At 49.7% G+C, this 25,251-nt stretch carries 29 protein-coding genes; 11 read left to right on the top strand and 18 right to left on the bottom strand.

Annotated features, from left to right (window positions below):
- Position 1: 1 nt before the first annotated feature.
- The 11 genes from flgC to AC51G0_RS21485 are packed head-to-tail and all read left to right on the top strand — an operon-like array spanning position 2 to position 9,654.
- Positions 2–439: a flagellar basal body rod protein FlgC gene (gene flgC / locus AC51G0_RS21535; RefSeq protein ID WP_496303694.1), complete on the top strand. Its 438-nt coding sequence runs from the start codon at positions 2–4 to the stop codon at positions 437–439.
- Positions 436–1,113 (top strand): flagellar hook assembly protein FlgD, encoded by a 678-nt coding sequence (flgD, locus tag AC51G0_RS21530; protein WP_496303693.1) that lies wholly within the window; start codon positions 436–438, stop codon positions 1,111–1,113. The genes flgC and flgD overlap by 4 nt, the downstream gene beginning before the upstream one ends.
- A gap of 27 nt (positions 1,114–1,140) precedes the next feature.
- The gene (gene flgE / locus AC51G0_RS21525; protein ID WP_496303692.1) at positions 1,141–2,328 is read left to right on the top strand and encodes a flagellar hook protein FlgE; all 1,188 of its coding nucleotides are present in this window, start codon (positions 1,141–1,143) and stop codon (positions 2,326–2,328) included.
- A gap of 28 nt (positions 2,329–2,356) precedes the next feature.
- Positions 2,357–3,088, top strand: a complete 732-nt coding sequence (gene flgF, locus AC51G0_RS21520; protein ID WP_496303691.1) for a flagellar basal-body rod protein FlgF — start codon at positions 2,357–2,359, stop codon at positions 3,086–3,088.
- 45 nt (positions 3,089–3,133) lie between these two features.
- Positions 3,134–3,919 (top strand): flagellar basal-body rod protein FlgG, encoded by a 786-nt coding sequence (gene flgG, locus AC51G0_RS21515; protein ID WP_496303690.1) that lies wholly within the window; start codon positions 3,134–3,136, stop codon positions 3,917–3,919.
- A 10-nt stretch (positions 3,920–3,929) separates the two neighbouring features.
- Complete coding sequence (gene flgH / locus AC51G0_RS21510) at positions 3,930–4,607, top strand: flagellar basal body L-ring protein FlgH (RefSeq protein WP_496303688.1); 678 nt, start codon at positions 3,930–3,932, stop codon at positions 4,605–4,607.
- Positions 4,608–4,645: 38 nt separating this feature from the next.
- Positions 4,646–5,731: a flagellar basal body P-ring protein FlgI gene (locus AC51G0_RS21505; protein ID WP_496304171.1), complete on the top strand. Its 1,086-nt coding sequence runs from the start codon at positions 4,646–4,648 to the stop codon at positions 5,729–5,731.
- Between the two features lie 9 nt (positions 5,732–5,740).
- Positions 5,741–6,307, top strand: coding sequence for a rod-binding protein (locus AC51G0_RS21500; RefSeq protein ID WP_496303687.1), 567 nt, complete (start codon positions 5,741–5,743; stop codon positions 6,305–6,307).
- Between the two features lie 5 nt (positions 6,308–6,312).
- Positions 6,313–7,686: a flagellar hook-associated protein FlgK gene (flgK, locus tag AC51G0_RS21495; RefSeq protein ID WP_496303686.1), complete on the top strand. Its 1,374-nt coding sequence runs from the start codon at positions 6,313–6,315 to the stop codon at positions 7,684–7,686.
- A gap of 9 nt (positions 7,687–7,695) precedes the next feature.
- Positions 7,696–8,592, top strand: coding sequence for a flagellar hook-associated protein FlgL (gene flgL / locus AC51G0_RS21490; protein WP_496303685.1), 897 nt, complete (start codon positions 7,696–7,698; stop codon positions 8,590–8,592).
- 15 nt (positions 8,593–8,607) lie between these two features.
- Complete coding sequence (locus tag AC51G0_RS21485) at positions 8,608–9,654, top strand: flagellin (RefSeq protein WP_496303684.1); 1,047 nt, start codon at positions 8,608–8,610, stop codon at positions 9,652–9,654.
- 140 nt (positions 9,655–9,794) lie between these two features.
- Here AC51G0_RS21485 and AC51G0_RS21480 read toward each other — a convergent pair whose 3' ends face one another.
- The 18 genes from AC51G0_RS21480 to AC51G0_RS21395 form a co-directional block, all read right to left on the bottom strand.
- Positions 9,795–10,088: a hypothetical protein gene (locus AC51G0_RS21480; protein WP_496303683.1), complete on the bottom strand. Its 294-nt coding sequence runs from the start codon at positions 10,086–10,088 to the stop codon at positions 9,795–9,797.
- A 121-nt stretch (positions 10,089–10,209) separates the two neighbouring features.
- Positions 10,210–11,205 (bottom strand): flagellar motor protein MotB, encoded by a 996-nt coding sequence (locus tag AC51G0_RS21475; RefSeq protein ID WP_496303682.1) that lies wholly within the window; start codon positions 11,203–11,205, stop codon positions 10,210–10,212.
- On the bottom strand, positions 11,205–12,062 hold the full coding sequence (motA, locus tag AC51G0_RS21470; protein WP_496303681.1) for a flagellar motor stator protein MotA: 858 nt from the start codon (positions 12,060–12,062) through the stop codon (positions 11,205–11,207). Before motA ends, AC51G0_RS21475 begins: the two co-directional genes overlap by 1 nt.
- Before the next feature lie 8 nt (positions 12,063–12,070).
- Positions 12,071–12,799: a FliA/WhiG family RNA polymerase sigma factor gene (locus tag AC51G0_RS21465; RefSeq protein ID WP_496303680.1), complete on the bottom strand. Its 729-nt coding sequence runs from the start codon at positions 12,797–12,799 to the stop codon at positions 12,071–12,073.
- A 7-nt stretch (positions 12,800–12,806) separates the two neighbouring features.
- Positions 12,807–13,289 carry a flagellar basal body-associated FliL family protein gene (locus tag AC51G0_RS21460; RefSeq protein WP_496303679.1) on the bottom strand — a complete coding sequence of 161 codons (483 nt, stop codon included), beginning with the start codon at positions 13,287–13,289 and terminating at the stop codon, positions 12,807–12,809.
- Positions 13,290–13,304: 15 nt separating this feature from the next.
- The gene (locus tag AC51G0_RS21455; RefSeq protein ID WP_496303678.1) at positions 13,305–14,387 is read right to left on the bottom strand and encodes a flagellar hook-length control protein FliK; all 1,083 of its coding nucleotides are present in this window, start codon (positions 14,385–14,387) and stop codon (positions 13,305–13,307) included.
- 3 nt (positions 14,388–14,390) lie between these two features.
- Positions 14,391–14,693, bottom strand: a complete 303-nt coding sequence (locus AC51G0_RS21450; protein WP_496303677.1) for a LafD — start codon at positions 14,691–14,693, stop codon at positions 14,391–14,393.
- Entirely contained in the window at positions 14,686–15,075 is a 390-nt protein-coding gene (gene fliS / locus AC51G0_RS21445; protein ID WP_496303676.1) for a flagellar export chaperone FliS, read from the bottom strand. The genes AC51G0_RS21450 and fliS overlap by 8 nt, the downstream gene beginning before the upstream one ends.
- A gap of 14 nt (positions 15,076–15,089) precedes the next feature.
- Positions 15,090–16,427, bottom strand: coding sequence for a flagellar filament capping protein FliD (fliD, locus tag AC51G0_RS21440; RefSeq protein WP_496303675.1), 1,338 nt, complete (start codon positions 16,425–16,427; stop codon positions 15,090–15,092).
- A gap of 332 nt (positions 16,428–16,759) precedes the next feature.
- Positions 16,760–17,629, bottom strand: a complete 870-nt coding sequence (gene lafA / locus AC51G0_RS21435) for a lateral flagellin LafA (protein WP_496303674.1) — start codon at positions 17,627–17,629, stop codon at positions 16,760–16,762.
- A gap of 109 nt (positions 17,630–17,738) precedes the next feature.
- On the bottom strand, positions 17,739–18,545 hold the full coding sequence (locus AC51G0_RS21430) for a hypothetical protein (RefSeq protein ID WP_496303673.1): 807 nt from the start codon (positions 18,543–18,545) through the stop codon (positions 17,739–17,741).
- A complete protein-coding gene (gene flhA, locus AC51G0_RS21425) occupies positions 18,538–20,631 on the bottom strand; it encodes a flagellar biosynthesis protein FlhA (protein WP_496303672.1) in 2,094 nt (697 codons plus the stop codon). Before flhA ends, AC51G0_RS21430 begins: the two co-directional genes overlap by 8 nt.
- A 67-nt stretch (positions 20,632–20,698) precedes the next feature.
- Complete coding sequence (gene flhB, locus AC51G0_RS21420) at positions 20,699–21,826, bottom strand: flagellar biosynthesis protein FlhB (protein WP_496303671.1); 1,128 nt, start codon at positions 21,824–21,826, stop codon at positions 20,699–20,701.
- Positions 21,823–22,599, bottom strand: coding sequence for a flagellar biosynthetic protein FliR (gene fliR / locus AC51G0_RS21415; RefSeq protein ID WP_496303670.1), 777 nt, complete (start codon positions 22,597–22,599; stop codon positions 21,823–21,825). Before fliR ends, flhB begins: the two co-directional genes overlap by 4 nt.
- Positions 22,599–22,868 carry a flagellar biosynthesis protein FliQ gene (gene fliQ / locus AC51G0_RS21410; RefSeq protein ID WP_496303669.1) on the bottom strand — a complete coding sequence of 90 codons (270 nt, stop codon included), beginning with the start codon at positions 22,866–22,868 and terminating at the stop codon, positions 22,599–22,601. Before fliQ ends, fliR begins: the two co-directional genes overlap by 1 nt.
- Before the next feature lie 15 nt (positions 22,869–22,883).
- On the bottom strand, positions 22,884–23,600 hold the full coding sequence (fliP, locus tag AC51G0_RS21405; RefSeq protein ID WP_496303668.1) for a flagellar type III secretion system pore protein FliP: 717 nt from the start codon (positions 23,598–23,600) through the stop codon (positions 22,884–22,886).
- Positions 23,601–23,657: 57 nt separating this feature from the next.
- Positions 23,658–24,029: a flagellar motor switch protein FliN gene (fliN, locus tag AC51G0_RS21400; RefSeq protein ID WP_496303667.1), complete on the bottom strand. Its 372-nt coding sequence runs from the start codon at positions 24,027–24,029 to the stop codon at positions 23,658–23,660.
- Between the two features lie 5 nt (positions 24,030–24,034).
- The gene (locus tag AC51G0_RS21395; protein WP_496303666.1) at positions 24,035–24,850 is read right to left on the bottom strand and encodes a FliM/FliN family flagellar motor switch protein; all 816 of its coding nucleotides are present in this window, start codon (positions 24,848–24,850) and stop codon (positions 24,035–24,037) included.
- Positions 24,851–25,251 lie beyond the last annotated feature (401 nt).

The raw sequence follows: 25,251 nt of genomic DNA, 5'->3' as shown, positions 1-25,251 counted from the left end.
CATGTCATTTACAGATATCTATTCCATTGCGGGATCGGCGATGACGGCGCAGACCGTGCGGTTGAACACGGTCGCCAGTAACCTGGCTAATGCCGATGCGGTGTCGGCTAATCCGGATGATGCCTATCAGGCACTGAAGCCGGTGTTTGCTACGGTATACAGCAATACTCAGCTTACGACGAGCAATGATGGCTACCCAAATGCCGAAGTACGGATTGTCGATGTGGTGCAGAACAAGGGCGATGCTGAAAAACGCTTTGAACCCCATAACCCGCTGGCCAATGACGAGGGGTATGTGTACTACCCGGATATTGATGTTGTGTCTGAAATGGCTGACATGATGTCAGCGACCCGAAGCTTCGAGACCAATGTTGAAGTGCTGAGCAATGTGAAAAGCATGCAGCAGGGGTTGCTGCGGTTAGGGGAGGGTAGCCGATGAGTCTTGCTCAATTTACCGCGTTAAGCAGTGATACGCCAGCCGTGACCACTTCCGAGAACCAGGTGCAGGCTAACCCCGCAGATATGAATGATGCGGGCTCGCTGAAGAATGAATTTATTACCCTGATGGTGGCGCAGATCCAGAATCAGGACCCACTTAATCCGTTGGATGGCACCGAATACGTTGGCCAGCTGGCACAGTTCTCTCAGGTTGAAAGTACTGAAAACATGTCGAAAGTGATGCAAAACAGCATGGTATTGCTCGACAACATGCAAGTACTGTCAACAGCGGGCCTTGTCGGGCAAACCGTTTATGTCAATACCAGTGAATTCGAGCTTTCCGAGCAGATCCAGCAGGGCAAGATTGAATTAGAGCACCCTTCCAACCAGGTGACTTTGCTGATCAAAGATGAATACGGCCAAACAACCAAGATGCCGCTTGGGGCGCGAGGTAAAGGTGATGTCGATTTTTCTATTGACCCCGATGCCCTGGGACTGAAACCAGGCAACTACACGGTTTCAGTGGAAGTGGAACAAGGACAGGCACAACCTAACCTCTTGCTGGCTGGTGAGGTTTCTCAAGTGCGTGTTCCAAGCAATGGCGGCGCGGCACTGGTCAATGTGGCGGGTGTCGGCAGTGTGCCTTTCTATCAGATTAGTCAGTTTGGTGCTTAACCAGACATTACTCGAAATGAGGATCTTATGAGTTTTGATATTGCATTAAGTGGTCTGGGCGCAACCAATGTTCAGTTGAATACCATCAGTAACAACATTGCCAACGTATCAACATCCGGCTTTAAAGAGTCGCGTACCGAATTCTCTGCGGTCTACAACGGCATGCAGTCAGGCGGGGTGGAAGTCGCTTCGATTTCTCAGAACTTCGACAAAAACGGTTCGGTAAGCGGAACAGGTCGCTCGTTGGATTTGGCGATCAACGGTGGTGGCTTTTTTGTTACCAAGGACAACACTGGTCAACTGCTCTATACCCGTTCTGGTGTGTTTGGCACAGACAAAAATAATAACATCGTTAGCAATAACGGAATGAAGCTGCAAGGCTATGGCGTCGATGGCAATAATAAGCTGCAAACAGGTGCGGTGAGCGATCTGCATATCACCACATCATCACTTTCCGCTAAAGCGACAGATAAAATTGATTTTGTCGCCAACTTTGACGCACGGGTGGATGTACCAACCACCACTCCTTTTAATGCCTCCGATACCGATACTTTTAACTCGTCATATACCTCGAAGGTTCATGATTCTCTGGGTAATCCACATACCGTGACGCAGTACTTTGCCAAAACGGGTGACAACCAATGGGATGTTCATGTCCAGGTTGATGGCGGTTCGACGGTGCATACCGAAGCCGTCACATTCAATACCGATGGCACGCTGGCTACGCCAACCGGAAACTTCAATATTGCCTTTCCTGCTCCCGGAGCCGAGCCAATGGGCATTGATATCAGCCTCAATGGTACTACTCAGTTTGGTGCTGATTTTGGTGTGAGTACCAACAGCCCGAACGGTTACTCATCGGGCGAGCTGGCAGGTGTACGTGTTGAAGACAACGGCATGGTGTTTGCCACCTATACCAATGGTCAGTCCCAGCTTCAGGGACAGGTGATTTTGGCTGACTTTGCCAATGCCCAGGGCTTGGTGAAAACAGGCAATACCTCATGGATGCAAAGCTTTAGCTCTGGCGCACCGATTAGTGGTGTACCGGGAAGCGGCACCCTTGGTGGCCTGACAGCGGGCGCACTGGAAGGTTCTAATGTGGACTTGACCAGCGAGCTGGTCAGCTTGATGACGGCCCAGCGCAACTATCAAGCCAACGCAAAAACCATTTCAACCTCAGATCAGCTGACTCAGGCACTGTTTAACGCGGTTTAACCGGATGACGGACTCAAAGGATTAAGCAATGGATAGTTTGCTATATACCGCCACCAGTGGTGCCAGCCGGGTGATGAAAGCCCAGCATGTGCGTTCGAATAACTTGTCGAATGCCGATACAGCAGGTTTTCGCGCCGATATGGAGCGGGTGCAGAGTATGCAGTTGCAAGGTGCGGGCTTTGATGGCCGGACCATGGTGGTGACGAACTCTGCCGCGACACGGTTTGACTCGGGAGACTTGATCAAGACCGGCCGTAGCCTGGATGTGGCGATAAACGGAGAAGGTTTCTTTACCGTACAAACCCCGGCTGGCAACGAGGCTTACACACGCGCTGGTAATATTCGTGTCGATCAGCAGGGCAATATGACGGTGAATGGTTTCCCGCTCATGGCTGAGGGTGATCCTATCACCCTGCCTGATTATCAGCATATTGAGATCAGCGATAAGGGGGCTATTTCGGTGATCCCGCCGGGTGGTGGTGCGGAGATCGAAGTCGGCCTGCTTAAGCTGGTTAAACCGGCTAATACCGAGCTGCAAAAGGAAAGTGATGGTCTGCTTCATGCCCGTGACGGCGGTGAATTTCCTGCCGATGCGTCGGTCTCGGTGGCCGCTGAGCATTTAGAGGGCAGTAACGTTTCAGCCATCGATGAGCTGGTGAACGTTATGTCGCTGACCCGCAATTTTGAAATGCAGGTACGAATGATGAAAACGGCCGAGACGCTGGCACAGGCTGGCAATCGCCTGATGAGTAGCCGCTAAGCCATTTTTCAGCTGAACCTGAATATAAAATGTTAGGAGAGAACAATGCATTCAGCATTATGGGTAAGTAAAACAGGGATGGCGGCGCAAGATACCAAGATGACCGCTATTTCCAATAACCTCGCGAACGTCAATACGGTGGGCTTCAAGCGTGACCGTGTGGTCTTTGAGGATCTGTTTTACAGCATTCAGCGCCAGCCGGGAGCGCAGGTTGACCAAATCAATGAGCTGCCAAGCGGTGTGCAGCTGGGTAGCGGTGTCCGAGTGGTCGGAACCCAAAAGGTATTCACCCAGGGTAACTCGCAAAACACCAGCCAGGAAATGGATTTGGCGGTAATGGGAGCCGGCTTTTTCCAGATTGAAAATTCGGACGGGGAAATCATGTATACCCGTAACGGCCAGTTTCATGTTAACTCCGAGGGCTTGATGGTGAACAGCCAGGGCCTGCCGCTGACACCGCAAATCCAGATCCCTGAAAATGCTACCAGTTTATCTGTTGGTGTAGACGGAACCGTGACCTCTATCGTTGCTGGCGATCCCCAGCCTCAGGATCTGGGGCAAATCACTTTGGCGAAATTCATCAATCCGGCGGGTTTGGAGGCCGTTGGCGGCAACCTGTTTCGTGAAACTGCTGCGAGCGGTCAGGCTGACGAGCTGATCGCGGGTTTAGATGGTGTTGGCAATATCAAGCAGGGAGCACTGGAAGGTTCTAACGTGCAGGTAGTGGAAGAGATGGTCGATATGATCACCACTCAGCGTGCATACGAAATGAATGCCAAAGTGGTGTCTGCAGCCGACGACATGCTGAAGTTCGTGGCACAGTCGGTGTAAGGAGTCAGTGATGAAATGGCTTACTTCCTCTGTTGTTGTGTTGCTTGCCAGCTCGGTACTTGCCGGGTGCAGCTTGCGTCCTGAGTTTATCCCGCCGGAGCCGAACGATGAAGCGTATGCGCCGCCACCGCTGGACTATTCCCTGCCGGATGCGGCCGATGGTAGCTTGTATCGCCATCAGTACATGATGACCTTGTTCCAGGACCGCCGTGCCTACCGTGTCGGGGACGTGCTGACCATTTTGCTTGACGAGGAAACCCAGTCGAGCAAAAAGGCCGATACCAAGTATGACAAGGGATCGTCAGTCAACTTTGCCGCACCGACATTCGACACTAATGTTATCGATGATCTAGCCGTAGGTATTGACGCCAACCGTGCCTTTGATGGCTCGGCGGCCAGCTCGCAGGGCAACAAGCTGGAAGGGGCCATTACTGTTACTGTGCATGAAGTGTTACCAAACGGGGTACTTCGAATTCGCGGTGAAAAGTGGATTCGTCTCAATCAGGGAGATGAGTTTATCCGTCTGACCGGTATCGTCCGTGTTGATGATGTTGACCGTCGCAATCAGGTGTCATCACTGCGTATCGGAGATGCCAGGATCACCTACTCCGGCCGGGGAGCACTTGCCGACAGCAATGCCGCTGGCTGGCTCTCTCAGTTCTTTAATAGCCCATGGATACCTTTCTAATGAACAAACTCAGCACCTTGCTTTTTCTTTTGCTGATCATGGGTGTGTCAGCTTTTATGACCCAACCAGCACGCGCGTCGGCACCAATGCCGATTATGGATTTGGTTGATGTCCAGGGGATCCGGAACAACCAGCTGGTGGGCTATGGCCTGGTCGTTGGCCTGGACGGAACCGGTGATCGGAATCAGGTGAAATTTACCAGCCAGTCTATTACCAATATGCTGCGTCAGTTCGGGGTTCAGATCGGTGACAAAACTGATCCCAAGTTAAAAAATGTGGCTTCTGTCAGTGTCACGGCTTATGTCACTCCTATGGCGGGACCGGGGCAGGAGTTGAATATCGTGGTGTCATCGATTGGTGATGCCAAGAGCTTGCGTGGCGGTACTTTGCTGATGACACCGCTACGAGGCATCGATGGTGAAGTGTACGCTGTTGCCCAGGGCAATGTGGTTGTCGGCGGTGTGCAGGCAGAAGGGCGAAGCGGGTCGAAAATTACTATTAACACCCCAACCACCGGTCGTATCCCAAACGGCGCAACCCTGGAGCGCGAAATACCGTCAGATTTCAACGATAAACCAACGGTCACTCTTAACTTGCGTAAGCCGAGTTTCACCACGGCCAAGAATATCGCCCGTGTTATCAATGTAACGTTTGGTCCTGATGTAGCGACTGCTATCAATAAAGGCCGGGTTGAAATGCGGGCTCCACACAATACCCAGCAACGGGTGACTTTCATGTCGATGCTTGAAGACTTGACTGTCGTGGAAGGGCGCAAACCTGCCCGCGTTGTTTTCAATTCCAGGACCGGCACAGTTGTGGTGGGTAAAAACGTTCAGGTAAGCGAGGCGGCGGTCAGCCATGGCAGCCTGACGGTAACTATTTCAGAGCGTCAGCAGGTAAGCCAGCCTAATGCCTTCGGCGAGGGCGAAACTACTGTGGTCAATGATTCAACAGTAGATATCAACCAGGGCAAGGCACAAATGTATATCTGGCCGGAAGGGACTGAGCTCAATACGATTGTTAGTGCAGTCAATAGCCTGGGTGCAACACCAGACGATTTGATGTCTATTTTGCAAGCCTTGCATGAAGCTGGTGCGCTCAATGCTGAATTGGTAGTGATTTAAGGAGTCTTGATGAAAGTCGAAGGTAACGGTGAGAGTACCCAATATTCGGCCATGTTGTATCACGACAACAGTGCGCTGGCCAACATCAGGCACAGCAGTGACAAGCAGCAGGCGCTAGAATCTGTTGCTGGCCAGTTTGAGGCGTTGTTTTTACAGATGGTGTTGCGACAGATGCGTAGCAGCAGCGATGTTCTGTCGCCTGAAGACAACCCTTTTTCCAGTAAGGAGCAAGGCGTGTATCGTGATTTCTATGATGGCCAGCTGGCAATTGAGATGGCCAAAAAGCAGAACAGTGGTATTGCCGACATGCTGGTAAAACAGCTAAGCCCGAAACAGGTGGAAGCGGTCGTTAATATGGTTGAGCCGGTTAATGAATCGGTTGTGCCAAAGGCTTCGACGTCGGGAACAAACATGGAATCGATCTCGCAAAATCAACGGGCGCATGCTGTCGCACCTCTTAACGAAGCCAGGCATACGGTCGCCTATGATCCACAAGCCACTTTGAAAAACAGCGATAAAGAGGTGAGGAGTACGGTTGCATTCCAACAGCCGCTGATTCGTAAGATGGAGCTTTAACAGCAATGAGTTTGATTAATATTGCATTAACCGGATTGAATGCCAATAAGGCCGCACTCGATGTGACGGCGCAAAATGTGGCAAACGTCAATACGCCGGGATACAGCCGCCAGCAGGCAATGATGAACGCATTGGGCTCGGGCAACAATGATCGTTACAGCGCTGGTGGCGGGGTTGAGGTAACCAGCATTCGCCGAGTGACCGATCAACACTTGGTCAAGCAAACCTGGGCTACCAACAGCCAGACGTCCTATTCGGCCCGGTACCTGACCAACATGAGCCAACTAGAAAATATGCTTGGGGCTGATGGTTTCAGCCTCTCGGCCGGTCTTGATACCTTGTTTGCAGCCTTAAATGATGCGTCAGTCAAGCCGGAATCCACCCCGCTTCGCCAGCAAATAATCAACGAGGCGGAAGCGCTGTCTCACCGCTTTAATACCTTGACTGAATCCCTCCATACCCAGCATAAAGACATGAATGATCAACGAGGGGCGGCTATCGAGCATGCCAATAGCCTTGTCGATAACATTGCCGGTATAAACCGTCAGATTGTTGAAATTACAGGGACAAACGGTAATCCTGCCCAGCTATTGGATGCACGTGATAACCTTATTGGCCAACTGTCACAAGTTGTCGATATTAAAACCACCGATCAGCCTGATGGTAGCCTCCAGGTCACATTGGCATCGGGCCAGCCTCTAGTATTGGGGGGAGAAGCGGCGCAACTGAAAGCCATACCGGATCCCTCTGATCCGTACCTGGCGGATTTGAATGTAGAGTTTGCCGGTCAGCGTTTTTCCGTCAGTGGTAAGGTCGGCGGCGAACTCGGTGCCATTACCGCGTATCAGGTTGAGGCTATCAAGCCTTACCGAGATGCCTTGGACGACATGGCTGCCTCGCTTGCCGATGCTTTCAATAGCACCTTGTCGGGGGGTAAAGATCTTAACAACAACCCGGGTACCCCATTATTTACCTACGATCCGGCCAACCCATCGGCGAGCCTGGATATTACAGGCATTACGCCTGAGGAGCTTGCCCTTTCCTCTGATGGTAACCCGGGTAATAGCGATGTGCTTAAAGACTTGATCAGTATTAGTAATCAGACCTTTTCTGTTTCTGGGTTTGGCAATGTGACCCTGAATGATGCGTTCTCGTCGATGGTGGGTGAAACGGCGATCAAGACGCGTCAGGCGACATCCGATTACAAGGCGACCGAGAGTTTGAACCAGCAGGCTATTGCTGCACGAGATAACCTGAGCGCGGTCAACAGTGATGAAGAAGCGGCGAACCTGATGGTCTTTGCCAATGCCTATCAGGCCAATATGAAGGTGATCAGCACGGCCAACCAGCTGTTCGATACCGTTCTAAAGCTATTTTAAGGGGACGAAATGAGGATCAGTGATACCCAGTTTAGTCAGATGATGTTGCAGAGCCTACAAACCAATAATGCCGGTTTGGGTGAAGTATTGCAGCAAATGTCCACTGGCAAGCGAATTACCAAGCTGTCTGACGCACCTATCGATTCGATAAAGTTGCTCAACCTGTCTCGAGAAGGCAGTGCAATCAATCAGTATCAAGACAATATTCAAAATGTGAAAACCGCGCTATCAAGCCAGGAAGTCTATCTCGATGCTTCCAATGAGACGGTCAAGAGCATGCGTGAATTGGTGCTGTGGGGAGCCAATGGCAGTATGACCGATGAGGATCGCGTCGGGATCATCAGTGAGTTGGAAAACTTGAGAGATTCTCTGGTGTCGTCGTTCAATGCCCAAGACGAGGAGGGGCATTACCTGTTCTCGGGAACCAAGACTGACACGCCGTCGCTGTCAAACTCTGGAAGTAGCTATGTCATTGATGGCAATGCAGACAAACGGGTGGTCACGGTAGCCAAAGGAGTGACCATGGAGTCTAATTTAACGGCACAGGAAATACTGGATCTTGGTGGGGACAACGTGATCAACCAGATTGACCGTATGATTGCAGAGTTTCAGAATCCAACCGCTAATTTTCATGCAGAAGTAGATAATACGCTCAATGCTATTGATGACACCCTTGGCAATATACTCGGTGCGATGACCTCGATTGGGGGGCGTCACAACAACCTTGATTTACTTGAAAGCAGTCACAGTGAAAACAAGCTGTTTGTCGATAAGGTGACAGGCGATTTGGAAGCGCTAGATTATGGAGAAGCCTCGGTTCGTTTAACCAACTACATGAGCGCCCTTGAGGCTACCCAAGCCAGTTATGTGAAGATCAATGACTTATCTCTGTTTAATCGATTGTAAGGCCAAAGGTACGATATGGTGAGTTCTACGGTAGAAGTCCGGCAGCAAGGGGTCAGGCTAACCGGGCAGGGTAAGACCACAATTGCACCGCCAATGGTGGCAGATAAAGCTAGGGTACCTCATTCGGCGACGTCGCAACAATATGCCTCCTTACCACAGGGGGCATATTCTGTTTCTAAAACGCTGTTAGCCAAAGGGCAGCAGCAAGTAACGACAGTGCAAATTGCCCACCAGACACTGCAGCATGTCGGGCGTGAGTTGATCTCAATGAAAAAGGTGCTGACACAGGCCTTGAAAAGCAATCAACCGGCCTCACCGGATACGGCGCAGCAGGTAGCTTCGAAGCAGCAGAGCATCAAGCAATGGCTGGAGAGTGCAACCAGTGATGGTGGACGGGTATTGGACTCTCAGCTTCGCGTCCAGCTTGAACAGGGAGCGGCAAGAACCTTTACCGTCCCGGGGCTAAACCTTTCCCGCCAGCGTCACCAAAATGAGCAGATCCGTCTCGACTTTCCCCAAACCGGGACAGTGATGATTAACTTCAACAGTCAGATGGACGATAAGCAGCTGGTCGATCAAATTGATCGTAGCCTGATCCCGCTAGGAATGCGGGCAGCAGCCACCCAAGAGGGTGATTTAATCTTCCGCGCCAAAGATGCAGACTTTAACCAGATGCAGCAGCAAGTGATGGTTACTGGCCAGGGCCATCGTTATCCTGCCGGCCAGCCGAATGTCGTCAAGCTTCAGCCAGAACCTGAAGGGGTAGAAGATTTGGCGGTTAACCTCGGTAATCGCGACGGCATCCGTCATACCGTGGGTAAAGTGAATCAGCATTTACGCCAGGTGCAGCAAAGCCTTGATGATATCAAAGCCTATCAAGGCGAGCTTGCCAAGCAGATGGTGCAGGTCAAAGCTCAAAGCAGGCTTGGTGATATAGAGACCATTGAAGGTAAGCTGGATACTGTTAGCAATATGGGGAACGTCAACTTCACTACCACCTATCAGGCCGTTTCCGCCCAGGCCAATGTACACCGCCATACTGTGGTCGCCTTGTTGAGGTAAGGGCGTACTGTCCCCCGTAGGTATTCTCTTTAGTATAAAGGGGCTGGCTTTACTGCCAGCCCCTTTTTTCTTATACGAGAATTGGATTGGCTGTGATTGGATTGGCTGTGATTAGATTGGCTGTGAATGGTGCTGTGCAGTTAGGCCAGCAAGAAGAAGAAATAGAGAAAACAGATAAACGCCAGCAGTGTGGCTGATAGGGTCGGATAGATGATGTAAGAGTCATCACGTCGATTGGCACGCTGGAAGCAGAAGAATGTCAAGATAGCGTTGTAAAATACCAGTAAGAGGCTGATAGCGGTGCCTGATTGTAGAGTCAGTGACGTTAGTTGAAACAAGAACATCGAGAGTAGGGCGTAGTCGATAAGAATTAGCCACAAAAAGACCTTTTGTAGGCTATCAGGCTTTCTGGTTCTTACCGGTTGACGAGACATAGTGGGCCTTAAATTACAGCAAAATTAAGGTGATGCTATCTGACTGTTCTCTTTGATGTGTCAGTGTAGCAACACCTTACGGTTTGTTTTGTTCGTATTGTTTGAGATAAACCGAGTACGACTAAAGGGGCGAAAGCTCAGCCATATTTTCATTGTTGGTTGAAACGGTATGGCGGGCTAGGTCACGACGTAGCACGGGTTGATTGAATTCTGCCTTTTGACGGGCTTTTTCAATTTCATTGCCAGGACTGCTGCCAAATAACGCATCGACGACTTGTGCTGCAGGGGTTGTCAGAACAAAGAGCTCAATCCTGCGGTTCTCACTGGCATCGGGTGCATCGGCGTTCAGGAGTGCGCGATCGGACATCCCGGCAACTTGTAAAACCCGTTGCTCCGGCATTCCACCTGCAATCAGGGTTTGCCGGGCGACGTTGGCGCGCGATGCCGACAATTCCCAGTTTGATTTGCTGCTGAAGTGACTTTTAAATTGAGTGGCATCGGTATGGCCACTGATGATGAGTTGATTATTGATTTTTTTGAAAACCGGCGCGATAGCAAACAGCACATCTTCAAAGAAAGGGGTAAGTTGCGAGCCACCACGACTGAACATGTGCTGTTTGTAATTATCCTGCAAAATGATCCGCAGGCCTTGGGGGGTGACATCGACCATCACATTGCCCTGTGCCGCTATCTGTTTCGCCATTTCTTCAACGACCTTAGCCAGAATAGTGAGCTGTTCTTGGGTTTCGAAGGATCCCGGAACAAGTGCGTCACTTTCCGGCCCGTCACCGTTGCCGTCGAAAAACGAGCTGACGGTCATTGCGGCATTGTGGGAGCTGAGATCGGAGGCGTCACCACCAAAATCGATAGGGGATAAGCTGCTGGAGGTGTCAAAAGGGTTGCCCGAGCCTTCGTCGAAGATACTCGAGCTATTGAGGTAAGCGACGATGGCTCGTCGCTCTTTTTGATCGACAACCTGCATCAACCAAAGGACAAGGAATAGCGCCATAAGAGCAATCATAAAGTCTGCAAATGCAACCTTCCAGGCGCCACCATGATAGTTTTCATCACGGCGGCGGACAGAACGTTTAAAGACAACTTGCTCGTTTTTTTGCATTATCCCTCCTGTTCAGCTAACCATTTTTCCATTTCATTGAATGACGGTTTGATGTCTAGCTGAATGTGTTTTCGGCCTGCGTCTATGGCTAATAAAGTCGGTTTTTTTGCCACGTACGCAACCAGTGTTGCTCGAATACATTCAAAGGCTGACATATCACGCTTTACTCGTTGTGCCATTGCGTTGCTCGCAGGGTCAAGAATGCAGTAACAGCCAAAAATCCCTAAAAATGTGCCTACCAGAGCGGCGGCAACGTGATAGCCAATTAACGCGATAGAGCCATCGATAGCTTGCATGGTGATGATGATGCCCATCACCGCAGCCAAGATCCCAAAACCTGGTAGCGCTTCAGCAGTACGTTGCATCGAGCGGGAAGGAAGAAGTAAATCCTGTTCAATGGCTTCTATTTCCTGCTCGAGTAGCCCCTCTAGCTCATAAGGCGACATCTGTCCCATCGCCATTAAACGCAAATTGTCTGTAATGAAAGAAATGAGGTACGGTTCCTGATTAATAAGAGGAAAACGGTTGAATATCTCACTGTTGTAAGGATCTTCAATGTGTTGATCGAGGGATTTGAATCCACCGTTGCGAATGGTTTCAAGCAGCAACTGCATTAGTGCCATCAGCTCCATGTAATATGCCTGCTCGTCATCCCGGGCAGACAAGATACGGCGAAACTGACGGCGCATTTCTGTCAGTACATGGGGCGGGTTGCCGATGATCAGTGAGCCAATGGTGGCTCCCACGATAATTAACAGCTCGGCAGGTTGCCAGATAGCAGACAGATTACCCCCAGCCCAGAGGTAGCCTCCAAATACACACAAGATGATAATGATCGCACCAGTAAACTTTTGCATGAAGACTCCTAGGAAGACAAGTAGTGGTTAAGTTGTTTAAGGGCTTGTTTATGAAGCTGGCAGATGCGAGGCGGGGTCAGGTTAAGCACCAATGCGATTTCATGCAGGTTCATATCGTGTTGGTAGAACAGGGTGAGTAGCAGTTGCTCGCGTTTATTGAGCTTGGCCAGCGCCACTTCCAGTGTCCGTCGCATCTGTTCATGACTAATTCCGTCACTATGCTCAGGTGTCGACAGGTCTGTACCGGCTTCGATGAGTTGATCCAAGCTTTGCATTTCACTGGCCATACTTGCGTGTAGGCGTTGTTGGTAATCGTCCTTATCGGTTCCTAGCACTTCGATGATTTCAGCCTCTGTTGGCTGGCGTTTGAGCTTTTTCATCAGATCGCGTGTCACATCATTCAGCTCATGGGCCTGCTGGCGAGTTTGACGAGAGCGCCAGTCTAAGCGGCGTAATTCATCGAGGATTGCGCCGCGAATCCGACAGACAGCGAAGGCCGGGAAATTAGGATCTTCCACATTTTCGTAACGCCTGGCAGCTTCAAGCAAACCAAGTAGACCGATTTGCTGCATATCTTCAATGCTGCAATGGGTGCTGGTATGGCTTCTAAGCTGGTTCACGACCCGTTTTACTAACACAAGGTGTTTTCTGATCAGCAAATCCTCGTTGAACGAGGATTGGGTGGGTGTCAGTTCGGGTTCAGTGCCGTATTGACCGGCTGGGTTCATATCAAGCATACCGACCTCACTGAACCACGTACTTGGTGAGTAGCACATCGTCAATATCACGCGCGAGGTGAGTGTCGGCAAATGCGGTAAGCAGCGTTTCTTTGACCTCTTCTTGCAAAGAATCAATGGTTGGTTGGTTTTGTAGTTGTTCGTAGGTTTTGTTGCTAAAAAGCTTTAGCAAAGAATTTCGAACCACGGGCATGTAGTTATCGATGTTTTTGATTCGTTCTGGCTGGTGAGTCTCCAGTGCGAGTTCCAGCATTACAAAGTGAGTTTGGCGCTGGCCTTTCACGCTGAGCACTAGCTTGTCCAGAGAGTGAAACGAAGGTTGTTCTGAACGAGTTTCATCTTGAAACGAAAAGTTGCCAACGATTTCACTTAGATTAAAGCTATTGTGTTTTTTCATATACCAGACCGTGCCGGTAAATGTCCCCGCCGATACAACAATGCTGGTCAGGAGCATTGTGAAAAATATAAAGGCATAATTTTGTTTTGTCATGAGTCTGACTCCTTCCTAGGCGGTGGTAGATAACCAGTGTTCTGATGTTGTCTCTGTGGTGTTGTCGGCACTCTCGTTGGCTCCCAGCACGGCTGGCTGGTAGCTGTCGTCCTCTTGGGGTTGGGAATATGATGCCTGTCCCTGATCCCCCGAGCCGACATTAACGTCAACATGAACAAATTGTTGCTGTTGTAGCTCGGCACGCAGGCGCTCGGAAACCTGTACCAAGGCATCGCGAACTGCGCCATGGTTGGCATTGATTTGAACGTTCAGGCGGTCTCCATCAATACGCACCACCAAATCGAGCTTGCCCAAGTCGGGTGGGTCGAGGCGAATGCGAGCTTCCTGTAAGTTTTGGGTCGCCTGTAAAGAGACACGATCCTGCAAAACGTGGAGCATCTGTTCTCCCCACTTGCCTGGCGAGGCGTCCATCTGCATGTTGGCCCAGACGGCACGAACGGGTGAGGCTTGTGACGGGGAGTGCCCTTGAGAAATCGCTGAATGTGCCACATCACTAGAAGAGGTGATAAGCGGTGAAATACTTATTGGCTCGGACTTTGATGCCAGCATTTCATTCAATTTTCCATTAAATGCAGTGGCGACTGGTAAATCGTTAGTGAGGCGCTGAGCCAAAGCTGCACCTGAAATGGTGTCTGGCCCAACTTGGGCGGAGCTTGTAGCCTGCAGAGAAGGCTGGGGTAGTGAGCCTGCAGTAAGCTTGTTCAGCTTAACATTTGCCGCGGTGCTTGAGGCGGCCTCACTCCACCCCTGTCCCGAAGCGTTAGTATTTGTCCCAAAGTGTGTGAAGGAGCTATTCAGTGCTTGTTCCTGTTTGTGGGGAGGAGCGAAATCTGCGTAGGTCATAGCCGTTTCAATGCTGCTGCCTTGCACATCGCTCGCAACGTCTTCGCTGTTTTCTTTCGCGCCCGGCTGAGTTGAGAAGCCAGTGCTTTTGCTAAAGCTGCTCTCGGCTTTTTGTCCATTCTTGCCAGATGGTGACACTGTTGATGCGATCACCTTGATTTCATCACCCTTGCCGTGCGATGGGGCTGTTGTATCCGGCGTACTGCCCACAGTGGTTGAGGTCATTGATTGCATCGGTTACTCCATGTCCATAGCCAGTTGATAAGCCAAGATGCGCTCCTTCTGCTCGGGGGCAGAATCAATGTGTTGTTTTACCTTGTCTCGGGCGGCAGAAAGCGCAGAGTAGGCATGCTGGTGGCTCTGCTTTAACTGCAAGAGTTCAGCCTCGAGAACAGAGGTATGAGGAATGGTTCTGCACGCCAGCAAAAGAGGACGTAGCTGCAAATCCAGCTGCTTCACTGCCTGCCAGTTTTCATCACTGGTGGCGGCTTGCAGCTGTTTTGCTAACTGGCGCAACGTCTGAGGCGAGACCTTAGGCATGCTTACCAAATCCTTCCCAACCTTCACGAATATTGCCCATGACGCGCTCTACATTGCTGATGCGCTCGTTGTCATTGTTCACGCTCGCCTGATACAGCTCGATTTGGGAAAATTCATAAAGATCGTGCAGGTTAGCTGCAATTTCACCGCCATTGGTGAGATCTAACGCACTATCAAGGCCAATTAAAATATTCATACATTTATTGATCCCCGCCCCTTTCTCAGCCAGGCGCTTGGCATCGATGTGGCCTTTTATGCGGGTAAGCTCATTGAGCAGACCATCAATCAGCATCAGCACCAGCTGGTGAGGGTTGGCAGATGCGGCTTGGGCATCAAGGTCAACTTGTTGGTAAGAGTTAAAGCCGGAATCTTGCATTAACATAGGGTACTCCTGTACTAGGCGAACAGACTGCCGGTCTGGTTCATTTGAGTCATTAGGGTGTTCATTTGGGTAAATTGCGACAGATAGCGGTCGTAAGACATCTGGTACTTACGCTCGAGAGTGGCTTGTTTGTCGTCGATACGGGAAATGTTCTGTTGAAGCGCATCCTTACGGGTTTTGAACAAGCCGTTTGAGAATTTAAGGAAAGGGTCGATTGCCTGATCAAGGGAGTCAAATAAGTTGCCGTCGCCGTTGAACATGACCTCAAGCGACGAACTGTCATTGGCCTGGGCAGCTTCAAAACGTTCGGCATCGAGTTCCAGCTTGCCTTCACGGCTGATACTCAGGCCGACTTCCATCAGGCTCTTGCCGTTGTATTGGGTGCGAAGCACGTTGTTTAACTGGCTTTCAATAGATCGTACGGTCGGATCGCTGGCCAGTACGCCGCGCTTTTGGTCTTCAGAGCCCGAGCCAGTAAGCCCGTCGATGGTCGATACCAGGTTGTTATACGCATCTATGAAGGTATTTAGCTGCTCTTTGGTCGCCTCTTGGTCTGTTCCCACGGTTAATCCTACTGGTTGGTCACCTGCGGCCTGGGCCTTGGTTACAGTGATGTCGACACCTGTGATGACATCCGAGAAGGTGTTGGAGCTGCCTGTTAGTGCGAGGCCAGTGCCCTGGGGACCCAGCCAGATCTTCGCATCCTGCGGGGTGCTAATATCCGTGAGGTTGGTGAAGGCATCTTCAAACCATGCCTGTCCCGTTCCGGATGCACTGACGTTGATGGTGTTGGCAACACCTGTTTCGGTGCTGGAAAGCATAAAATGGGTTTCACCGTTGGCACGTACAAGGGTGGCATTGACGCCCGGGTTGGTGCTGTCATTGTTGATAGCCGTTGCCAGATCGGTCAGGGTTGCTGTGCCGTCACCGTCAGTATCGACCTTGGAAAGATCGATTGACGTAGTTTCACCGTCAATGGTGAAATCGAGCGTTCCTGTGGTCGGGATTTGGGTGTCAGCAGTACTGCCGGCAGGCATACCGGTAGATACCTGGTGTGCCGTGGCTACCTGCTCGACAAAAAACTGGTAGCTGCCATTGAGCGCACTGGCATCTACGTTAGTAGTAAAGTTGCCTTCCTGCGATAGGGTAGCGGTGTTTTTGATCACACTCGCAGTTGTGCTGTTCATTTCATCGATTGCTGTGCGGAACTCACGCAGTGCCGTTTCGACTTTACCTAATGCCGAGAGCTGGCTTTGGTATTTGTTCGCCTGTAATTGATAGCGTTGCTCAAATGGCTGTACGTCAAAGGTGGCCAATTGTGTTGCCATGGTAATTGGGTCCATCATACTCATTGCAGAACTCCTTGTTTATATACCTAACAGCAAATAGCGTGCCAGCTTAAATTTGTCTGTAAGTCATTAAATAAATTGAATTTAGTGTGATTTTCAACCTGCGGCGGAAGGGTTGCTTCCGCTTGTTGTTTCCGTTCGGTACTTCCGCTATTCCGATGGATCTGCTGTCGGCGATAGGTACGGGAGAGAAAGTGGAAACTAATGTAATAAGGCGACGGGAAGTGGGGGGAGATTAATACCTGTCGGGATAATAGATGACGGACACAGGCAAAGAAAAAAGCCTCCGTGAGGAGGCTTTCTGGAGCGGAAGGCTACGCCTTGTTGCGGCTTGATTAGCGAAGCAGAGACATCGCCATACCAGGTAGCTGGCTTGTTTTAGTCAGTACGCTTGTGCCTGCCTGCATCAGCATCTGGTTCTTGGTCATGTTTGAAGACTCCACGGCGAAGTCAGTATCCATGATACGGCCTTTCGCTGCTGTGGTGTTCTCAACCATGTTGCCCAGGTTAGTAATTGTGTGCTCAAGACGGTTGATGTTAGCACCCAGTGCAGAGCGCGCATCACCTAGCTCTTTTAGCACGCCGGCATCACCATTTGCACCCGTTAGTGTAGTCAGGGCTGTTTGTGCGCCAGCAGCAGTGCTGATATCACCTAGCGCAAAGGCACCTGCTGCACCGACAGAAGTATTGATTGCGCCTACTTCGGTTGTTACGTCAACAGCAAGCTGGTCACCGGCGTTGGTACCAATCTGGAAGTTAACAGCTGCAGCACCGAATGCGCCAGCAGCATTCAACAGGTCTTTACCACCGAAGTTGGTAGAGTCAAGGATGTTAACCAGCTCTTCGTTCAGCTGCTGGTACTCTTTGTTTAGTGCCACACCGTCGGCTGGGGTTACTGAACCGTTTGATGCCTGAGTTGCCAAGTCGTTCATTCGGTAAACGATGTTGGTCATTTCATCCATTGCACCTTCAGCAGTTTGCATCATAGAGATGCCATCTTGTGCGTTGCGCATTGCAGTTGACATACCACGAGTCTGTGCTTCTAGACGGTTAGCAATCTGAAGACCTGCAGCGTCATCGGCAGCCGAATTAACACGGAAACCCGTGCTCAGGCGCTCCATTGAGGTATTTAATAGATTCGATGTGTTGTTCAGTGTATTTTGAGTTACCAAAGAAGCGTAATTCGTATGCATCGATAGAGCCATGATAGTTCTCCTATTTGTCCATCTTTTGGAATGTTTCCTGCTCGATTTAATAAGGCGGACGTCTTTTGGAAAACATTAACTAAAAAAGATAAAAATATTTAATTATTTCCTAACTATTTGAAATTAATCGAATTACTCTGGTTGCCATTGATGCTGGAATGTCACTGATATAACCAAAGTAATAACTGGCGCCTAATAATTTAAACTGATTAAGATCTTTTTGCGTCGCGACTCTTCCGGCAATGAATTTAATATTCTTTTTACGAACAAAGCGAACGATAGGAATAAGCCCGTCCCGCATTTCCTTTGTTTCTAATAGCTGGGAAACTTTGATTGCGTCTGGTTTGCATTGTTCCAGAAATTCGAGGTACTCGGAGGGTGTGTGTATATCAACCCACAAGCTTGTCGTCTTGTTCTTTAGCGAGGCGATATTGCTCGATAGGCTCATCTGATCCAAGTTACTGGCATGGAGTTGGACACAAGGCGTAATGTGTGACATGGCATCTCTGTGGTTGTAGAAGATCTGTTGCAAGAACGCTTGCCCTAACGGCCAGTTAAGGGTTTCCGCCTGGATCGGTACCACCAAATTGCTGATCATATCTGGGTGAAATGCCTCGAGCTGAAAGCTGATATGCTTGATGGCCAAATATAAGCTGTACATATCGAGGCAAAATGTCATTTGTCGCGAGAGATCGTAACTATATACACTTTGTTCGCTGTTACCGCCAAACCGCAGCGTCAGATGTTGATATTTCACCTCATTGGTTTGGGCGTTTCGGATAGCTTGGCACACATGTCGAATATCATTGGACTGAAAAGCGTCAATGATAATTGCATCGTCTTTTGTTCTTGCTAACGAAGGAACAAGATTCAGCACAAAGCTATACAGAGCATCATGAGTTGTTAATCTATCCAAGGTTACCTACCACATTGATTTGTTTGTTTTCTGGCACTTCATTGTAAGACAGCACCGCTAGCCCCTGGGCGAAAGTACGGGCATAACGCGACAATAACGGTCGGAGTTGTGGCATCACTAACAATACAGGGGCCAAGCCTTGCTGCTTCAATTGCTGCTTCACAACCGGCAAATTCTGCTGGAACTGGTTGAGGATGTTGGGCTCGACCGGGAAACTATCTAGCATCACAGGGCCGCTAGCCTGGGCCTGCTGTAGCGATGTCATCAGCATTTGCTCCAGTTCGTCCGACAGGGCGTAGACGCTCAGCTCCTTGCGGTCACCGTTAATCAGGTTCACCAGGGTACGGCGCAGGCTACAACGTACATCGGCGGCAACTAAAATAGGATCTTTGGTATTTTCGGCACTTTCCAGCATGGTGTTGGCGATAGTGCGGATATCCTTCAGTGGGACTTGATCTAGAAGCAGCTGGCGATAGATTTTTAGCTGCTGACCGGCATGTAGCGCGGCACTTAATGCTTCTGCCAGTTTGGGCGCCTGCTGGGCAAGGCGGTGGTTTAATAGGTCGACATCATCGTGGGTGAACAGCTCGGATAGCTGGGTTTTCATGACTTTGCTCAGGTGAGTTGCAATCACCGTCGCGTCATCGACCACCTGATAACCCATGTTCAGAGCCTTGGCTTTATCATCGTGCTGGATCCATACTGCAGGCAACTGGTAGGCGGGATCATTGCCTAGAATCCCGTCGACCTCACCGTAAGTTTCACCTACGGCAATCGCCATCAGGCGCTCGGGTTCGATAAACCCTTGCTCGATAATTTCGCCATGAACCGAAATTGTATACTGGTTGGGTTTTAGGCTCAGGTTGTCTCGGATATTGACTTCAGGTAGCAGATAACCGACTTGCTCGGAAAGGTTTTTCCTAACGCCACGAATACGCTGGGACAGCGGGGCACCTTGGTCTTTGTTTACCAGGTGAACAAGCCGAAAACCCAGTGCCAGTGACAAGCTGTGTACATGGGGGATATCATCCCAGGTTAGTTGCTGCTCACTTTCTTGCTGCATCGCTTCGCTGAGGGTATGCACTTCATCAAGCTGACTATCGCGGCTTGGTGCCTTCAGCTGACGCCAGCCTGCAAATACAAGAACTGCAGCAAACGAGAAGAAAGCCAGGTGCGGCATGCCCGGTACCAAACCGATGATGAGCATGACGCTCGCAACCGTAAACAGGGTAGCCGGAGAGGCCAGCAACTGGTTCTGCATGGCTTGAGCCATATCATCATCACTGTCGTTAATACGGGTGACGATGATAGCGGCAGACGTTGCCAGCAATAGTGACGGGATCTGGGCGACCAAACCGTCACCAATGGTAAGCAGGGCATAGGTCTTGAAGGCTTCAGAAGCGGCCAGACCGTGTTCGAATACCCCAATGCTGATCCCGCCGATGATATTGATGAATAAGATCAGAAGGCCGGCAATGGCATCACCACGGACGAATTTCGAGGCACCGTCCATCGAGCCATAGAAATCGGCTTCATTGGCAACCTCCCGGCGGCGAAGTTTAGCCTTGTCCTGGTCAATCAGGCCAGCATTCAGATCAGCATCGATAGCCATTTGCTTGCCCGGCAGGGCATCGAGGGTAAAGCGAGCGGCCACTTCAGAAATTCGTTCACCACCTTTGGTGATCACAACAAAGTTGATGATCATCAGAATTATGAAGATCACCATACCCACGACATAGTTGCCGCCAATCACAACCTCACCGAAGGACTGGATGACTTTGCCTGCTGCATCCCCCCCGTTATGCCCCTCTAAAAGTACGACACGGGTCGAGGCAACATTCAACGTCAGGCGCATTAAGGTAGCGACCAGCAAGATGGTTGGGAAAACAGAAAAATCCAGCGGCCTCTTGGCCGTGGTGCTAACGAGCAATACCAGTACAGCAAGTACAATATTAAACGTGAACAGGGCATCAAGTAGGATCGGCGGCAGGGGCAGAATCACCATTGCTAGGATCATTAATAGGACAATGGGGATGCCGACAAATCCTTTAGTGGAGTGTTTTAGGTTATTTAGCCAATTAAGCATGCGTTGTCCTTCTTGCTGCTATGAATGCCTTTGCTGGATGCAAATGTCTTGTTATTCATTTTTTCAATCAATGTTGTAAGTGTTTTGGTATCGCAAATGAGGGCAGTGGTTGCGGTTGTTCTCCTTGCCCCTTACGAAATGATCGCAGTTGGAGAACGTAAGTGAGAATATGTGCGACTGCGATATAAAGCTGGCTGGGAACGGCCTGTTCTAGTTGCGTTGTATGATATATAGCGCGGGTGAGCGGTGGCGAGCTCAGTATTTCCACCTGACTCTCACGAGCTATGCGCTGGATATGCAGTGCGGTTTCGTCAATGCCCTTGGCCACCACAAACGGTGCGTCCGAAAGCGACGGGTCGTATTTGATCGCCACCGCGTAATGGGTTGGATTGACAATCACTACATCCGCCTGAGGGACTGTTTTTTCAATTTTACGGCGTGCAAACTGCTGTTGGATCTGGCGAATACGTTGTTTAACTTCAGGACGGCCTTCGCTGTTTTTGTATTCTTCTTTGAGCTCTTGCTTGCTCATCTTGAGCTGCTTGAGGTGTTCCCACCGCTGATAGGGAATATCGATAAGGCCGAATAGTAACAGCGCGATCCCCATCAACAGCACTCCCTCAAACAAAATGCGCATGATCATTACCACGCCTTGTTTTAGCGGCAGGCTCTGCATAGCCAGAAGTTGCGCGAGGTTGTCATCAAGGTAGTAATAAAGCAGTGAGAAAATGACCGTGACTTTGAGCGACGATTTTAATAGCTCGACTAATGATCGAGTGGAGAAAATGCGCTTCACTCCAGAGATAGGGCTGATTTTAGATAGTTTTGGCATCACGCTGGCGGGATGGAATATCCACCCGCCCAACACCAGGCTGCTGCCGAGAGTGGCAACCAGGATCACCAAAAACAGTGGCAGCAGGAGCTCGATAATGATGGCAAGGCTGTTTCCAAGGTGTTCGATGGCTTGCCAGGGATTGGCTAAATCGGCCCGGGTGATGCTCATGTTAAAGGTGAACACACCGGAGATACTCTGCCAAATGCTGTCTAGCTGGGTATAGAAAAATAGCGCTACAATCATAAAAATAACCGCAGTGGTAAATTCCTTGGCACGGGGAATTTGCCCTTCCTGACGTGCTTTTCTAACTTTCTGGGGGGAGGCCTTTTCAGTTTTATCCTGAGCTGAGTTATCGCTCATAGGCCCCCCGTCGTATAAATGCGTAGGTGTTCCAAGGTGGTATGAACCAGTTCGGTATAGCGGCCGGGAACGCCGCTTACAGAGAGCAGTACGCTGAATAGTCCCAGCAGCATGGTCATCGGAAAGCCCAGGGCATACACGTTTAGGCTAGGAGCGGCACGGTTCATTACGCCAAAGCTGATATTAGCCAGTAGCATCGACACAATGGCCGGAAGCGCCAGTGCCAGTGCTGAAGCAAACATCCAGCCGAACATGTTCACCACGCCCTGTAGCGATGGCCCGGCTAATCCTGACCCCACAGGCCAGACCGAAAAGCTCTGCACCAGAATATCAATGACCAGAAGGTGGCCTTCAAGAGCTAGAAACAGCAGAGTGGAAAAAATTAAAAACATCCGGCCCAGGATCGCCACCGACATACCGTTGACCGGATCGTTCATCACTGCCATCCCCAGTCCCATTTGCAACGAGACGATTTGCCCGAGCATGGTGAGTACAGAAAATAGCAAATGAATGATAAGGCCGAAGAAAATCCCCCAGATAGCTTGCTCTAAAGCCAGGAATATAGCAGTGAATGACAGTAAATCGACAGCCGGCATCGCAGGCAGTAAGGGGGCGGTGATCACTACCAGAGACAGTACCAGCAGTGCTCGAATCCATACCGGGATCAGGGCATCACCGAAAAACGGCATGGCTAGCATCGCGGCCCCCATTCGAAAGAAGGGCCACCAAAACTGGCCGAGCCAAGTGGAGATTTCGGCAAAGGTGACATTCATTAACCGATCATCCCCGGTATGTTGTGAAACAAGTAATCAAATAGTTCCATTAACTTTCTGAGCATCCAGTGACCTGCAAAAATTACCATCAGGAGAGTGACCAGCAAACGGGGCAGAAAGCTCAGGGTTTGTTCATTGATTTGGGTGGCGGCCTGAAACACGGCAATAACCAGACCGACCAACAGGCCGGGGATCACCAGCACGATGACGATGTTGATGATGGTCCAGACGGCATTGGAAAAGAGGGTAACGGCGAGTTCAGGTGTCATGGTTATGTTCTCCTGTTACCCGAAACTGGCGGACAGGGTGCCGACTGTCATTGCCCAGCCATCGACGAGCACGAACACCACCAGCTTGAATGGCAGTGAAATGATCAATGGTGATAGCATCATCATTCCCATTGCCATCAATACACTGGCGACGACCAGGTCGATGATAAGAAACGGGATAAACAGCATAAATCCAATCTGAAAGGCAGTCTTAAGTTCGCTGATCACAAATGCAGGCAGTACTACCGCGAAGGAAATGTCCTCGACCTTCTGATCCAGTGGCTCGTTGGCGATCCGCAACATTTGTTCGAGTGAGCTTTGTTGGGTTTGACTTAGCATAAACTCGCGCATCGGTTTTTCGGCCACCGAAAAAGCCTGCATCAGGGTAATGTCGCCGTTGTCATAGGGCATGAATGCATTGTCATAGACATCGCTCCAGACGGGGCGCATGATCAAAATCGTGAGCGACAGTGCAATTCCGACCATCACCCGGTTGGGGGGACTTTGCTGCAGCCCCAATGCTTGGCGAAGAATCGCCAATACAATGATAATCCGGGTAAAGCTGGTGGCCATTAGCAGGAAGGCTGGAAGAAAGCTCAGGGCGGTCATCAGGATCAGGATCTGCAGTTTAACACTGTATTCCTGTTCGGTCTGTCCGTCTGTAACGGTAAGAAACGATAGACCGCCACCGTCGGCGGCATAGGTAGGAAAGCTAACCTGTGTGGTTAGCACTCCAATACACAAGATGACACGCCAAGCCAATGTAATGAACCGTGGAAATACCATGGGCTAGCTGCCCACCGAATTCAATGGGGAGTCGACGACATCGATCAAACGCAAACCGTATTTTTCATTGACCACCACCACTTCGGCATGGCCCATCAGGGAGCCGTTTACTTTGACGTCCAGTGGCTCGCCGTTCAATTTATCCAGCTCGATAACACAGCCTTCACCTGCCTTCATCAGCTCACCAAGCGAGATCTCGGTGCTTGATACCTCCAACGTCACAGTGACAGGGATTTTCTTGAAAAAACTCAGGTCACGGACAGGGATATCAGGGGTGAAGGGGATATCTGGCTTTGGCTCGAATTGCTCTAGTTGCAAATCATCGAAATTTAGATCATCGGTGTCAAATGTGGTCTGGTCACTCATATCGCTCATCAGTGTTAATCCTTAAAGTCTTTCAGTATCAGAACGAGTTGACTGTTTTGCTCAGCCACCCGTCCGTTGAATAAGTGTTCTTGCCCAATGCTGACAGGTACGTTGGAAAGTAAATCGATGTTGATGATGTCATTTGGCTGTAGGCTTAAAACCTGATCGAGTGGCATTTCTTTACGGCATAGTACGGCATTCATTTTTACTGGTGTTTGGCTCAATACATCAGTGAACTTGGCTAGAATAGGCTCTTGGGAATCAACAACCAGTTCATCAATTAAGGTTTGAATCAAGGTTGCATCCAGTTCGATAAGGAGCTCACCACACGTATCGTCATGCCTAATGATGAAATTTGCTTGTAATCCAATTTCATCACTGAAGGTGGCTTCAGTGCTTTGCCACATATCTTCAGGGGCAATATGGCTGGCAACAAGTTGTCCTAAGCGCTGCTGAAGCCGACTATCACTGCTGGTTACCGTACAGGTTGAATCGGCTGGCCGTTGTATAGCGGCAGCATAAAAGTGATCAGACAGGTTAAGCAGGATATTCTTGGATACTGAAGCCCGAAGTAATCCTTGGTGCTGGTGTCTGAATGTTGACGCCATATGTGCATGAGGTTGGTTGCTGCACTTATGCAGTTCAATACCACTAAACTCAAGGGAAATATCAACACTCGTTATCCACTTCTGTAACTTCAGACATAAAGTTGAAGAAGCTTGATCTAGAATTGTGTTTAACTCATCTCGAATTGTATGTATAGGTTTGCCTAAGAGCTCGACATTCAATGTGGGATGTTTTTTAAGACTTTCCATTTCAATAAACTTCATTTTTGTATATCCACATGCTTATATGAAACTACTTTACAGTCTATGTTTCGTTTGTTGATATAAATATAAGTTGTAGGCTTGAGGCTGTAGTCTACCCTGATGTTTTTATGAGTTTTTAGTTGTTTAATGCAAATGTGTGATATTAGTCCACATGTTGTTCTTTAATTACAATATATGGTTTTCATATATTTAAATAAGTGTAGTTTTTAATAGTACAACGAAGCTTGGTTATTGTTTGCACAGTATGAAACTGATTTACTGTATTGTTTTTAATCAACTTTTATTCGTGTTTAATTTTGAATTATGTTCATTTTAAAGGCGTCAGTCAAATGTCAGGGAAGTGTCAAATATATATCCTTTCTCTGGTTTGATTTTATTTCAGAGGTTTTTGTAGGTGGTTT

The sequence above is a fragment of the Photobacterium sp. HL06 genome, assembly GCF_059552575.1.
Note: the sequence above shows the minus strand (reverse complement) of the source record. Positions and strands in the feature narration are given on the sequence as shown.

Bases quoted from the DNA above. Each gene is read 5' to 3' on its own strand.
- flgC (WP_496303694.1), top strand. From the start codon at position 2: ATGTCATTTACAGATATCTATTCCATTGCGGGATCGGCGATGACGGCG.
- flgD (WP_496303693.1), top strand. From the start codon at position 436: ATGAGTCTTGCTCAATTTACCGCGTTAAGCAGTGATACGCCAGCCGTG.
- flgE (WP_496303692.1), top strand. From the start codon at position 1,141: ATGAGTTTTGATATTGCATTAAGTGGTCTGGGCGCAACCAATGTTCAG.
- flgF (WP_496303691.1), top strand. From the start codon at position 2,357: ATGGATAGTTTGCTATATACCGCCACCAGTGGTGCCAGCCGGGTGATG.
- flgG (WP_496303690.1), top strand. From the start codon at position 3,134: ATGCATTCAGCATTATGGGTAAGTAAAACAGGGATGGCGGCGCAAGAT.
- flgH (WP_496303688.1), top strand. From the start codon at position 3,930: ATGAAATGGCTTACTTCCTCTGTTGTTGTGTTGCTTGCCAGCTCGGTA.
- AC51G0_RS21505 (WP_496304171.1), top strand. From the start codon at position 4,646: ATGGGTGTGTCAGCTTTTATGACCCAACCAGCACGCGCGTCGGCACCA.
- AC51G0_RS21500 (WP_496303687.1), top strand. From the start codon at position 5,741: ATGAAAGTCGAAGGTAACGGTGAGAGTACCCAATATTCGGCCATGTTG.
- flgK (WP_496303686.1), top strand. From the start codon at position 6,313: ATGAGTTTGATTAATATTGCATTAACCGGATTGAATGCCAATAAGGCC.
- flgL (WP_496303685.1), top strand. From the start codon at position 7,696: ATGAGGATCAGTGATACCCAGTTTAGTCAGATGATGTTGCAGAGCCTA.
- AC51G0_RS21485 (WP_496303684.1), top strand. From the start codon at position 8,608: ATGGTGAGTTCTACGGTAGAAGTCCGGCAGCAAGGGGTCAGGCTAACC.
- AC51G0_RS21480 (WP_496303683.1), bottom strand. From the start codon at position 10,088: ATGTCTCGTCAACCGGTAAGAACCAGAAAGCCTGATAGCCTACAAAAG.
- AC51G0_RS21475 (WP_496303682.1), bottom strand. From the start codon at position 11,205: ATGCAAAAAAACGAGCAAGTTGTCTTTAAACGTTCTGTCCGCCGCCGT.
- motA (WP_496303681.1), bottom strand. From the start codon at position 12,062: ATGCAAAAGTTTACTGGTGCGATCATTATCATCTTGTGTGTATTTGGA.
- AC51G0_RS21465 (WP_496303680.1), bottom strand. From the start codon at position 12,799: ATGCTTGATATGAACCCAGCCGGTCAATACGGCACTGAACCCGAACTG.
- AC51G0_RS21460 (WP_496303679.1), bottom strand. From the start codon at position 13,289: ATGACAAAACAAAATTATGCCTTTATATTTTTCACAATGCTCCTGACC.
- AC51G0_RS21455 (WP_496303678.1), bottom strand. From the start codon at position 14,387: ATGCAATCAATGACCTCAACCACTGTGGGCAGTACGCCGGATACAACA.
- AC51G0_RS21450 (WP_496303677.1), bottom strand. From the start codon at position 14,693: ATGCCTAAGGTCTCGCCTCAGACGTTGCGCCAGTTAGCAAAACAGCTG.
- fliS (WP_496303676.1), bottom strand. From the start codon at position 15,075: ATGTTAATGCAAGATTCCGGCTTTAACTCTTACCAACAAGTTGACCTT.
- fliD (WP_496303675.1), bottom strand. From the start codon at position 16,427: ATGAGTATGATGGACCCAATTACCATGGCAACACAATTGGCCACCTTT.
- lafA (WP_496303674.1), bottom strand. From the start codon at position 17,629: ATGGCTCTATCGATGCATACGAATTACGCTTCTTTGGTAACTCAAAAT.
- flhA (WP_496303672.1), bottom strand. From the start codon at position 20,631: ATGCTTAATTGGCTAAATAACCTAAAACACTCCACTAAAGGATTTGTC.
- flhB (WP_496303671.1), bottom strand. From the start codon at position 21,826: ATGAGCGATAACTCAGCTCAGGATAAAACTGAAAAGGCCTCCCCCCAG.
- fliR (WP_496303670.1), bottom strand. From the start codon at position 22,599: ATGAATGTCACCTTTGCCGAAATCTCCACTTGGCTCGGCCAGTTTTGG.
- fliQ (WP_496303669.1), bottom strand. From the start codon at position 22,868: ATGACACCTGAACTCGCCGTTACCCTCTTTTCCAATGCCGTCTGGACC.
- fliN (WP_496303667.1), bottom strand. From the start codon at position 24,029: ATGAGCGATATGAGTGACCAGACCACATTTGACACCGATGATCTAAAT.
- AC51G0_RS21395 (WP_496303666.1), bottom strand. From the start codon at position 24,850: ATGAAGTTTATTGAAATGGAAAGTCTTAAAAAACATCCCACATTGAAT.